This is a genomic window from Bradyrhizobium sp. YR681 (genome assembly GCF_000282615.1).
Classification (GTDB): Bacteria; Pseudomonadota; Alphaproteobacteria; order Rhizobiales; family Xanthobacteraceae; genus Bradyrhizobium.
On the sequence record NZ_AKIY01000069.1, the window covers coordinates 1 to 11,286 of the forward strand.

The 11,286-nt window shown below is 64.8% G+C and carries 11 protein-coding genes; 8 read left to right on the forward strand and 3 right to left on the reverse strand.

Translation table 11 applies throughout. The annotated features are described in order from the left end of the window. Both PMI42_RS08590 and PMI42_RS08595 read left to right on the forward strand, forming a co-directional pair. Window positions 1-1,283, forward strand: a 1,283-nt coding sequence (locus PMI42_RS08590) for a hypothetical protein (protein ID WP_008132610.1), incomplete at its 5' end; no start/stop codon positions are given. A 207-nt stretch (window positions 1,284-1,490) separates the two neighbouring features. Further along, window positions 1,491-2,270 (forward strand): class II aldolase/adducin family protein, encoded by a 780-nt coding sequence (locus PMI42_RS08595; protein WP_008132611.1) that lies wholly within the window; start codon window positions 1,491-1,493, stop codon window positions 2,268-2,270. A 302-nt stretch (window positions 2,271-2,572) separates the two neighbouring features. Here PMI42_RS08595 and PMI42_RS08600 read toward each other — a convergent pair whose 3' ends face one another. From PMI42_RS08600 to PMI42_RS08610, 3 genes are all read right to left on the reverse strand, one after another. Next, window positions 2,573-3,979 (reverse strand): M20/M25/M40 family metallo-hydrolase, encoded by a 1,407-nt coding sequence (locus tag PMI42_RS08600; RefSeq protein ID WP_008132613.1) that lies wholly within the window; start codon window positions 3,977-3,979, stop codon window positions 2,573-2,575. Window positions 3,980-4,003: 24 nt separating this feature from the next. Then, on the reverse strand, window positions 4,004-5,332 hold the full coding sequence (locus PMI42_RS08605) for a glycosyltransferase family 87 protein (RefSeq protein ID WP_008132614.1): 1,329 nt from the start codon (window positions 5,330-5,332) through the stop codon (window positions 4,004-4,006). A 158-nt stretch (window positions 5,333-5,490) separates the two neighbouring features. After that, entirely contained in the window at window positions 5,491-7,110 is a 1,620-nt protein-coding gene (locus tag PMI42_RS08610) for a helicase HerA-like domain-containing protein (protein WP_008132616.1), read from the reverse strand. Window positions 7,111-7,459: 349 nt separating this feature from the next. On the opposite strand from PMI42_RS08610, the gene PMI42_RS08615 reads away from it, so the two are divergent. The 6 genes from PMI42_RS08615 to PMI42_RS08640 all read left to right on the forward strand — a co-directional run. Beyond that, a complete protein-coding gene (locus PMI42_RS08615) occupies window positions 7,460-7,825 on the forward strand; it encodes a hypothetical protein (RefSeq protein WP_008132617.1) in 366 nt (121 codons plus the stop codon). Between the two features lie 26 nt (window positions 7,826-7,851). Next, window positions 7,852-8,259, forward strand: a complete 408-nt coding sequence (locus tag PMI42_RS08620) for a DUF4332 domain-containing protein (RefSeq protein ID WP_008132619.1) — start codon at window positions 7,852-7,854, stop codon at window positions 8,257-8,259. 307 nt (window positions 8,260-8,566) lie between these two features. After that, window positions 8,567-9,439 carry a dihydropteroate synthase gene (gene folP, locus PMI42_RS08625; RefSeq protein ID WP_035964942.1) on the forward strand — a complete coding sequence of 291 codons (873 nt, stop codon included), beginning with the start codon at window positions 8,567-8,569 and terminating at the stop codon, window positions 9,437-9,439. Beyond that, window positions 9,436-9,804 (forward strand): dihydroneopterin aldolase, encoded by a 369-nt coding sequence (gene folB / locus PMI42_RS08630; RefSeq protein WP_008132622.1) that lies wholly within the window; start codon window positions 9,436-9,438, stop codon window positions 9,802-9,804. The genes folP and folB overlap by 4 nt, the downstream gene beginning before the upstream one ends. A gap of 1 nt (window position 9,805) precedes the next feature. After that, complete coding sequence (gene folK, locus PMI42_RS08635; protein ID WP_008132623.1) at window positions 9,806-10,297, forward strand: 2-amino-4-hydroxy-6-hydroxymethyldihydropteridine diphosphokinase; 492 nt, start codon at window positions 9,806-9,808, stop codon at window positions 10,295-10,297. Between the two features lie 81 nt (window positions 10,298-10,378). After that, a partial coding sequence (locus tag PMI42_RS08640; RefSeq protein ID WP_008132627.1) for a methylmalonyl-CoA mutase family protein occupies window positions 10,379-11,286 on the forward strand: 908 nt, incomplete at its 3' end.

Sequence of the window (11,286 nt, forward strand, 5' to 3'; positions counted from 1 at the left end):
CCCGCCGCATCGGCGGCCCGCTTGCCGGTCTTGCCTCGCTGCTGCTGCTCGCGCTGTGCCCGATCTTCTACGGCCACATGTTCATGAACCCGAAGGATGCGCCCTTCGCGGTGGCCATGATCATCCTGATGCTTGGCCTCGTGCGGCTCGCCGAGGAATATCCGCAGCCGTCGCCGCGCACGATCCTGATCGTCGGCCTCGGTGCCGGCCTCTCGCTCGGCTGCCGCGTCCTCGGCGGGCTGGCGCTGGTCTACGCCATGATCGGCTTCATGCCGCTGTTCCTGGAGGAGCTGCGCACCGAGGGCGTTCGCGAAGCGGCCCGCCGCTTCGCCCATGTCGTCTACGTGCTGCTGCCCGGCCTGGTGTTCGGCTATCTCGTGATGGGCCTGATCTGGCCGTGGTCGATCATGGAACCCGGCAATCCCTTCGAGGCGCTGACCTATTTCTCGCACTTCTTCGAGAAGCCGTGGAAGGAAATGTTCGACGGCGCGATCGTGTCCGTGCCCGACATGCCCTGGTCCTATCTGCCGACGCTGTTCGCGCTTCAGCTGCCCGAGGTGATGCTGGTGCTGATGGCCGGCGCCGTGGTCAGCACCTTTGCCATGCTGCCGCGCCGCGAGGTTCCGGCCCGCCGCAAGACCATCCTGCTGATGCTCACGCTGGCCGCGACCCTGCCGCTCGCGATCGCGATGGTGAAGCGTCCGGCGCTCTACAACGGCATCCGCCATTTCGTCTTCGTGATCCCGCCGATGGCGGTGCTCGGCGGCGTCGCCTTCGCCTGGGCCATGGAGCGCCTGCGCGCCAATCACCGCACCTGGCAGCCGGTCGTGCTCGCCACCTTCTGCTTCGGCCTCGCGCTCCCGCTCGCCGAGATGATCCGGCTGCATCCCTATCAATACACCCATTTCAACCATATCGCCGGCACCGTGCGCGGCGCCGACGACCGCTTCATGCTGGACTATTGGGGCCTTGCGCTGAAGCAGGCCTCGGACGAGCTGCGCGAGCAGCTCGTCGAGCGCCAGGAAGTGCCGCCGCGCAACCGCAAATGGAAGGTCGCGGTGTGCGGTCCGCAGCGGCCGGCACAGGTCGCGCTCGGGCCCGACTTCACCATCGGCTGGGATTCCAACGCGGCCGATTTCGCCATGACCCTCGGCGAATTCTACTGCAAGGGCCTGACCGCGCCTGTCATGGTCGAGATCAAGCGCGACGACGTGGTGTTCGCCCGCGTCTACGACATCCGCGGCAGCAGCATTTCCAGCCTGCTCTCGATCCCGGCGCCGTAATTTCTGTCCCGATCTCCGGCCTGCACAAGAAAAACGCAGTTCGTAGCCCGGATGAGCGCCAGCGACATCCGGGATCTACGGGCAGCCCCGCATATCGCTTCCGCTCATGCGGGCTACGCTGAACTGCCGCGCTTTCAGCGCCTTGCCGCCGCCCTTGGGCGAGACTAGGCTCCCTCTCCGCAACAACGAGGTTCGGAGAGATCAGCCATGTCACCAGCGGAAGCGCGCCTGAAGGAAGTGCCGTCTGATATGACGGAGGCCGAGTGGCAGCAACGGGTCAATCTCGCCGCCTGCTATCGCCTCGTGGCGCTGTACGGCTGGGACGATCTGGTCGACACCCACATCTCCGCCCGCGTGCCGGGCCCCGAGCATCATTTCCTCATCAACCCCTACGGGCTGATGTTCGACGAGATCACGGCCTCCAGCCTCGTCAAGGTCGATCTGCACGGCCAGCAGCTCTCCGAGAGCGAGTACAGCATCAACCCGGCCGGCTTCACCATCCATTCGGCGATCCACGAGGCGCGCGAGGACGCGATCTGCGTGCTGCATCTCCACACCCTCGACGGCACCGCGGTGTCGAGCAGCGCCGAGGGCCTGCTGCCGCTGAACCAGACCGCCCAGCTCGTCACCCACGACCTCGCCTATCACGACTATGAGGGCATCGCGCTCGACCACGACGAGCGGCCGCGGCTCCAGAAGGACCTCGGCGACCACAACCACATGCTGCTGCGCAACCACGGCACGCTGACGGTCGGCCGCTCGGTCGCCTCCGCCTTCGAGCGCATGTACCACCTCGAGCGCGCCTGCTCGATGCAGGTGCGCACCCGCGCGCTGGGCACGCCGGTCTATCCGGTGGACGATGTCGCGATCGACAAGAACACCGAGCTGCTCGCCAACCGCGACCGCGCCGAGCTGCGCGCCACCAACCTGGTGTGGCCGCCCCTGCTGCGCAAGCTCGACCGCGAGCTGCCGGGCTACCGGTCTTGAGATTTTCGAGATTTGGTGTAGGGTAGGTCTCAACACCCTCTACACGTTTCGGAATGAAACGCCGCCCAATTCCGGGCGGCGTTTTTATTTTGGCCGGCGTGTCATTGCGAGGAGCGAAGCGATGAAGCAATCCAGAATGTTTCCGCGGAGGGATTCTGGATTGCTTCGCTTCGCTCGCAATGACGGGGAGAGGTCTCGCAGGGTGGGCAAAGCGAAGCGTGCCCACGTCTTCTTCCTTCGTAATCACTGAGTGATGGTGGGCACGGCGCTTTGCGCCTTTGCCCACCCTACGGCATCGGTGCCTACTTCACCTCCGCCAGCGCGGCGAGGATTCTTGCCCAGGAGCGGATGCCCTTCTGGAAGCTGCGCAGGTCGTACTTCTCGTTCGGCGAGTGGATGTTGTCGTCGTCGAGGCCAAAGCCGACCAGCAGCGAGTCGAGGCCCAGCGCGCGCTTGAAGTCGGCGACGATCGGGATCGAGGCGCCCGAGCCCATCAGCACGGTCTCCTTGCCCCACTCTTCCGTCAGCGCCTGCTTGGCGGCAGCGAGCGGCTTCATGTTCCAGTCGAGCGCGATGGCGGGACCGGCGGAATGGTCGCCGAACTCGACCTTGCAGTCATCAGGAAGCCGCGCCGTCACATACTCGCGGAACGCCTTGCGGATCTTCTGGGGATCCTGCCCCTCGACCAGGCGGAACGAGACCTTTGCCGAGGCGTGCGACGGAATCACCGTCTTGGAGCCCTCGCCGATATAGCCGCCCCAGATGCCGTTGACGTCGCAGGTCGGACGCGTCGAGGCCTGCTCGATCAGGAGCCGCCCCTTCTCGCCCGCCGGGATCGACAGCCCGATCGGCTTGAGGAAGAAATCCGGCGTGAAGCCGAGCTTTTTCCACTGTTCGAGGATATCAGGCGGCGTATCTTTCACCCCGTCATAGAAGCCGGGGATGGTGATGCGGTTGTCGTCGTCGAACAGGCCGCCGAGAATTTTCGTCAGCACCCGGATCGGGTTCATCGCGCTGCCGCCGAATACGCCGGAATGCAGGTCGCGGTTGGCGGCGGTGATCTTCAGCTCTTCATAGAGCAGGCCGCGCAGCGACGTCGTGATCGCCGGCGTGTTGCGGTCCCACATGCCGGTGTCGCAGACCAGCACGTAGTCGGCCTTGAACTCGTCCTTGTTAGCCTCGATGAAGGGCACGAAATTCTTCGAGCCGACCTCCTCCTCGCCTTCGATCAGGAAGGTGACGTCGATCGGCAGCGAGCCCGTCACCTTCTTCCAGGCGCGGCAGGCCTCGACGAAGGTCATCACCTGGCCCTTGTCGTCCTCGGCGCCGCGCGCGACGATGATCTTGCGGCCGTCGGCATGGTCGGTGACCACGGGCTCGAACGGCGGACGGTGCCAGAGATCGAGCGGATCGACCGGCTGCACGTCGTAATGGCCGTAGAAGATCACGTGCGGGCGACCGCCCGCCTTGTCGTCTCCCTTGGTCTTGCCGACGATGGCGGGATGGCCGGCGGTCGGGCGCACTTCGGTGGCGACACCGAGGCTGGCGATATCCCTGGCGAGATGCTCGGCCGCGGCCTTGCAGTCGTTGGCAAAGGCCGGATCCGCGGAGATCGACTTGATCCGCAACAGCGAGAACAGACGTTCCAGGCTGTTGTCAAAATCCTTGTCGATGTGGTCGAGCACGGATTGAAGCTGTGCATTGGCCATGATCGTATTTCCTGCGTTCGAGTCCTAGGAGGTCCCGGGTTTTAGCGCCGTCGCAGGCTCGGAGCCAGCCGCAACCGGCGGATGACGGATGTGCCATGCAAGGCTGCCGGCCAGGATCGCGGTCGCAACCAGATTATTGCCCCAGGCCTGGAGGACATTGGGAAACCACGGCAGCGCCAGCAGCATGAGGATGCCGGCAGCCCCCAGCGCCAGCCAGGTTCCCAGCCGCACCTTCGGTCGCATGTCGAAGGCGGCGCGATGCATCAGCACCGTCATCGGGAAGAACAGCCACATGAAGTAGTATTGCCGCGCAAGCGGCGAGGCCACCGTCATCAGGCAGAACAGGATGCCGAGCTCTTCGGCATCCGAGCGCGCCGTTCGCCGCGCCTGCTGTGGCATGACCGCGACGAAGCCGAGCCCGAGCAACGCCGATACCGCCAGCACGATCCAGTTCGCCGTCTTGTAGTCGACGTCGATGACATTCATCGTGCGCGGCGGCTTGTTCGGATCTTCCTGATTGTAGTTGATGGGCCGGACCAGACGGTGCGTGACCGCGATGATGGACTGGTTGACCCACGACCAGTTCTGCTCGTCGCGCTGGCCAAAGCCCTTTTCCGAACTCGTGCCGACCATGCCCTGATACCAGGTCTTGAGCTCGGCCGCGTTGCGCTCGAAGCCGCGGATCGGCGCCGGCACGACATAGAGAAGAATGCCGGTGAAGGCGACCGTGGCGGCGACGGCGGCCCATTGCCGCCGCCAGACCAGATAAGGCAGCACCGCGATCGGAAACACCTTGATGGCGCTGGCGAGCGCGAACATGAAGCCCGCCATCCAGGAGCGCTGATGCTGCAGGCACCAGAAGCCCCACAGCATCATCGCCAGCAGGACGAGGTTCGGCTGGCCGAGGTCGAACTGATCGAACACGAAGGTCACGGTGACCAAGGCCGGCAGCGCTTCCAGCCAGGGACCGGGCCTGCGGCCCGATCCCGTCATCGCGTTGGAGAGCATGCCGGTGTACCACCACGCCCCGACGTTCAGGAGCGACAGGACGGCATACAGCGTGAGCTTGCCGAACCAGCTCGGGATCGCCAGCAGGATCGCGGGCAGCGGCGGATAGATGAACTCGAACTGGTGATTGAGCTCGCTGGGATAGAGCGAGGCGCCGTGCAGTACCTGTTGCCCGGCCCAGTACCACAGCGCGTAGTCCTTGGTCTTGCCGTGGCCGAAGATCTCCGGACCGAGAACGTCAGCGGTCAGGATGAAGCAGCAGAGCAGGAAGAGCAGGTCCAGCGGCGCACGCAGCGAGAGGGACCGCAATACGCCCGGCTTGTCTGATAGATTCGAGGATTTCACATTATGTCCAGTCAGCAACGCATAGCACGTAGCAGACCGCCGGACGCTTGGAGAGTCCCCCTCACCTGAAATTGTGGTGGCCGGCCTCGCCCGCCAGGTGGGACAAGACCGGCCATGACGCTGTGGAGGCCTTAGTGCCTCAAACGCAGCTTGGCTGCCTACCTTCGCAGCAAGCCGCCGAGCGCGCCGCGGACCAGCGTGCGGCCGATCGAGCCGCCAAGCTGGCCGCCGACCGATTTGCCGAGATTGGCGGCCATGCCGCCAATCACCTGGTTGGTCACCGATCGCGTCACGTCGCGCGCAATGACCTGGCCGGCCGACAGGCGGCCGCGCTTGACATTGGTGCCGAAGATGGTGCCGACGATCGAGCCGATCTGGCCCAGGATGCCGCCGCCTGCGCCGGCCGGAGCATCCACCGTCGCCGCCGTGCCGGCGATCCGCTTCTGGATCATCTCGTAGGCGGACTCGGCATCGACGGCGGTATCGTATTTGCCCTTCACCGGGCTCGCATCCATGATCGCCTTGCGCTCCTCCGGCGTGATCGGTCCGATCCGGGCCGATGGCGGCCGCACCATCACCCGCTCGACCATCGCGGGCGTGCCGTTGCCTTCGAGGAACGACACCAGCGCCTCGCCCTTGCCGAGCTCCATGATCACCTTGGCGGTATCGAGCTTCGGATTGGGCCGGAAGGTCTCGGCTGCGGCCGCGACCGCCTTCTGGTCGCGCGGGGTGAAGGCGCGCAGCGCATGCTGCACCCTGTTGCCGAGCTGCCCGAGCACGCGATCGGGCACATCGAGCGGGTTTTGCGTGACGAAGTAGACGCCGACGCCCTTGGAGCGGATCAGGCGGACCACCTGCTCGATCTTGTCCATCAGCGCCTTCGGCGCGTCGTTGAACAACAGATGCGCCTCGTCGAAGAAGAACACCAGTTTCGGCTTCGGCAGATCGCCGGCCTCGGGCAGCTCCTCGAACAGCTCCGACAGCATCCACAGCAGGAATGTCGCGTAAAGCCGTGGACTCTGCAGCAGCTTGTCGGCGACGAGGATGTTGACCATGCCGCGGCCGTCGCGGTCGGTCTTCATGAAGTCCTTCAATGTCAGCGCGGGCTCGCCGAAAAATTTGGTGGCGCCCTGGTTCTCCAGCACCAGGAGCTGGCGCTGGATGGTGCCGACCGTGGCCTTGGTGACATTGCCGAACCCCTGCGCCGCCGTCTTGATGTCGGCAAGCGGGCTGTCCCCGGCGTCCGCGCTCTTCTTGCCGGCATCCGGCACGATGGCGTCGAGCAGCGCGCGCAGATCCTTCATGTCGATGAGGGTCAGGCCGGCATCGTCGGCGACACGGAAGGCGACGTTGAGCACGCCTTCCTGGACATCGTTCAGATCGAGCATGCGCGCGAGCAGCAGCGGGCCCATCTCGGTGACCGTCGCCCGCACCGGATGGCCCTGCTCGCCGAAAACATCCCAAAATACCGTCGAAAACTGATCAGGCTGGAATGTCAGCCCCATCTCGGTGGCGCGCTTGACGATGAAATCCTTGGCTTCGCCGACCTCGGAGATGCCGGAAAGATCGCCCTTGATGTCGGCAGCGAAGACCGGAACGCCGGCGCGCGCAAATCCTTCTGCCATGACTTGCAGCGATACCGTCTTACCGGTTCCGGTTGCACCGGTGACGAGGCCGTGGCGATTGGCGAGCGCCAGCGTCAGCCATGCCTGCTCGTCTCCCTTGCCGACGAAGATCTTGTCGCCGGTGTCGCCGAGCTTGCTGTCCTGTGCGGTCATTATTCTCTCTGATCTCTCTGCCGTGTTTCGCGTATTGAAACTCGAATGCACCAGTTCCGTAGTTTAACGCATGTCGTGCGCCGATTGAAACCGTTCAACGCGCCCCGAGCATGCGGCATTGTCGGAAACATGCGCACGACATCAGTCGAAAGTAGGAACGAGGCATTCGCACCGCGGCAATTTTTCGCCGATTCCATCTCCGCTCTTGCATCGCTGCAACACTTTTCGCGTCTTCGAGAATGAATCGGAACGTTGGCCGCGTTCATCGCTTGTATTTCACATCACACCGGCTCAAGATCATTTTCGAAAACAATACTCCGGCATGTGAACCGGCTGAGGGGCAGGCCATATGGACGAGCTGATCGGACGGCTGGCGACGAACGCCAGCATAGATAGTGCTGTCGCCGAAAAGACCGTCGGCATTATCCTGGGCTTCCTCCGCAACGAGGGTCCCTCCGACAGCGTCCAGGCCCTGATCGATCAGATTCCCGGCGCAGAAGCAGCCATCGAGGCATCCAAGAGCAGCGGCGGACTGTCGCGACTGATGGGCGGCGGCCTGATGGCGGTCGGCACGCGCCTGATGAGCCTCGGCCTTGGCATGTCCGACATTCAGACGATTGCCCGTGAACTTTTCCGCTTCGGCCGAGACAAAATCGGAGCGGATCAGATGGGCAAGATCATTGCGGGGACACCTGGCCTCAGCCAATTCGCCTGAAGCCTGCGCATTTCATATCGAGTATCATGACATATCCCATTTCCGAGATTGAGGGCATGCCTGCCTTTGCCGCCAACAAGTTGAAGGCGCAGGGAATCCGCACGACCGACGCGCTGCTCGAGGCGGCCTCGACCGTGAAGGGCCGCAAGGCGCTCTCCGCCAAGACCGGCATCAGCGAGCAGCAATTGCTGGAATGGGCCAACGTGTCCGACTACATGCGCATCCCCGGCATGGGCCGCGCCAAGGTCGGCCTCGTCCGCGCCGCCGGCGTCACCACCGTGCGCGAGCTTGCATATCGGAATCCGGCAAGGCTCGCCCAGAGCATGCGGGACGCCAACGAGAAGAAGAAGCTCGTCCGCATCCTGCCGTCCGAGAAGTCGGTCGGCGACATCATCGCCAAGGCCAGGAAGCTGCAGCCGAAGATTACGTATTGATCTGGGAATGAGGCTGGACCGATAGGGCACCGCTGCTCCCAAGTCGTCATTGCGAGCGCAGCGAAGCAATCCAGAGTCTTTCCGCAGCGGCAGCCTGGATTGCTTCGCTGCGCTCGCAATGACGGAGTGTGGGCGAGAGCATCGCCCTCTCGCAGGCAGCTCAGCCTGTAGCCCGGATGGAGCGCAGCGCAATCCGGGGCGGTCGAGCGCCGGGCGATGCCGGTCCCGGATTTCGCTGCGCTCCATCCGGGCTACGAAGGCCAATCCCGCCTTGAATACCCCCTCCCCGACCGCTAAAGCGGGCCGCATGAATGCCTCGCCCTCTTCATCCGTCCCGCCGGCCGGCTCGGCCGGGGCTGACACGTTGCGGAAACTGCTGGAGCGGCCCGTTCCGGCGGTGATGGGCGTGCTCAACGTCACCCCGGACTCGTTCTCCGACGGCGGAAAATTCATCGCCCCCGAAGAGGCGCTGAAGCGCGCGCGGGCGATGATCGAGGCCGGCGTCGACATCATCGACATCGGCGCCGAATCCACCCGTCCCTATACCGGCGCCAAGGCCGTCACGGCCGCGGACGAACTCGCCCGGCTGAAACCGGTGCTGTCGGGCATCGTCGCGCTCGGCGTTCCGGTGTCGATCGACAGCATGAAGGCCGAAGTGGTCGCCTTCGCGCTCGACCAGGGCGTTGCCATCGCCAACGACGTCTGGGGCCTGCAACGCGACCCGGCCATGGCGCCGCTGGTCGCCGCGAGGGGCGCTCCCGTCATCGTCATGCACAACCGCGACAGCGTCGATCCCGCCATCGACATCGTCGTGGACATGAAAGCATTCTTCCTGCGCTCGCTCGACATCGCCGCGAAGGCCGGCATTGCGCGCGAAAAGATCGTGCTCGATCCCGGCATCGGCTTCGGCAAGACGGCCGAGCAGAGCATGATCGCGCTGGCGCGGCTCGGCGAGCTCTCCGTGTTCGGGCTGCCGATCCTGGTCGGCGCCTCGCGAAAACGCTTCATCGCCTCGGTGTCGCCGTCGGAGCCGTCGGACCGCCTCGGCGGCTCGATCGCCGCGCACCTGATCGCCGCGCAGAAGGGCGCAAAGATCATCCGGACCCATGACGTCGCCGAGACCTTGCAGGCCCTGCGGGTCGCCAACGCAATCGAGAGCAAGCCGGAGAACACCCAATGACCGACACGATCTTCGTGACCGGCCTGTCGATTCACGCCCGCCACGGCGTCATGGACCACGAGACCGAGGTCGGCCAGCGCTTTGTCATCGACCTCGAACTCTATACCGATCTGTCGGAGCCTGCGCGCACCGACCGGCTTGCCGACACCGTCTCCTATGCCGAAGTCGTCGCAACCACGACGGCCGCATTCAAGAACACGAACTACAAGCTGCTGGAAGGCGCAGCCGGCGCGGTCGCCGATGCCATCCTGTCGCACTTCCCGCGCATCCGCGCGGTGAAGATCACCGTGCACAAGCCGCACGCGCCGATCGCCGCAATCTTCGACGACGTCGGCATCATGCTGACGCGTTCGCGGCATCCCTGACATGGCAAGCGTGCTGATCGCGCTTGGCGGCAATGTCGGCGACGTCCGCACGACATTCAAAAAGGCGGTCGCCCATATCTGCGGCATGGCGCAGGCCGCCATGATCGCACGCTCGTCGGATTATGCGACACCGCCCTGGGGCGACGAGGACCAGGATCCCTTCATCAATGCCTGCGTCGAGATCGAGACCGACCTCGATCCGCATGCGCTCTTGTTCGTGATGCAGAAGGTCGAGCAGAAATTCGGCCGCACGCGGAACAAGGAGCGGCAATGGGGGCCGCGCACGCTCGACCTCGACATGATCGCCTATGACGATGTCAGCTTCCAGAAGCCCGACCTGACCCTGCCGCATCCGCGGCTGTTCGAGCGAGCCTTCGTGCTGGTGCCGCTGGCCGAAATCGCACCCGAGCGCGTCATCTCGGGCATTCGTGTGCGTGACGGGCTTGCCAGCGTCTCGACGCAAGGCATTGAGCGGCTTCCGGATACCGGTTAACCAAAAACAACCGTTTGCAGGGACGGCCCGCCGTGGCAATTTCGCCTGCGAATAACAAGCCGTTTGGGAGCCCTTGGCCGTATGACCTCCGTGACTGACGACCTGCCGCTGGCGGCCGATTTTCCCAAGGCGACCGTCGAGGACTGGCGCAAGCTGGTCGACGGCGTGCTGAAGGGCGCGCCGTTCGAGAAGCTGGTCGGCAAGACCTATGACGGGCTCAAGATCGATCCGCTCTATCCGCGCGCCAGGGGCGTTGCGCCCGTGGTGGGACGGGCCGCGGCCGCGCCGTGGCAGATCATGCAGCGGGTCGATCATCCCGACGCGGTGGCCGCGAATGCGCAGGCCTTGCAGGACCTGGAGAATGGCGCGACGGGGCTCGCGCTGGTGTTCGCCGGAGCCAATGGCGCCCACGGTTTCGGCCTGGAACCGACGGCCGATGCCGTCGCAAAGGTCCTGAAGGACATTCATCTCGACGCCGGCATCGGCATCGAGCTCGAGATCGGTCCGCAATCGCGGATGGCCGCGATCCATGTCGCGGAATATGTGAAGAGCAACGGCCTCGATCCCGCCGCCTGCAACATCCGCTTCGGGCTCGATCCGCTCGCGGCCGGCGCCGCGTGGGGCCACAGTCCTTATAGCTGGGAGGAGATCGTTCCGGCCGTCACCGGCGCGATCAAGGGTCTTGCCGCGCTCGGGTTCAAGGGACCGTTTGCCTCCGCCGACGGACGCGTGATCCACGATGCCGGCGGCTCCGAGGTGCAGGAGCTTGCTTTCGTGCTCGCCTGCGGCGTCGCCTATCTGCGCGCGATCGAGAGCGCGGGCGTTCCGCTGGAAACCGCGCAGGGCATGGTCTATGCGCGGCTCTCCGCGGATGCCGACCAGTTCCTGACCATGGCCAAATCCCGCGCACTGCGGCTGCTGTGGGCGCGTATCGAGACGGCGTGCGGGCTGGCGCCGAAGCCGCTGTTCATTGCCGCCGATACGGCCTT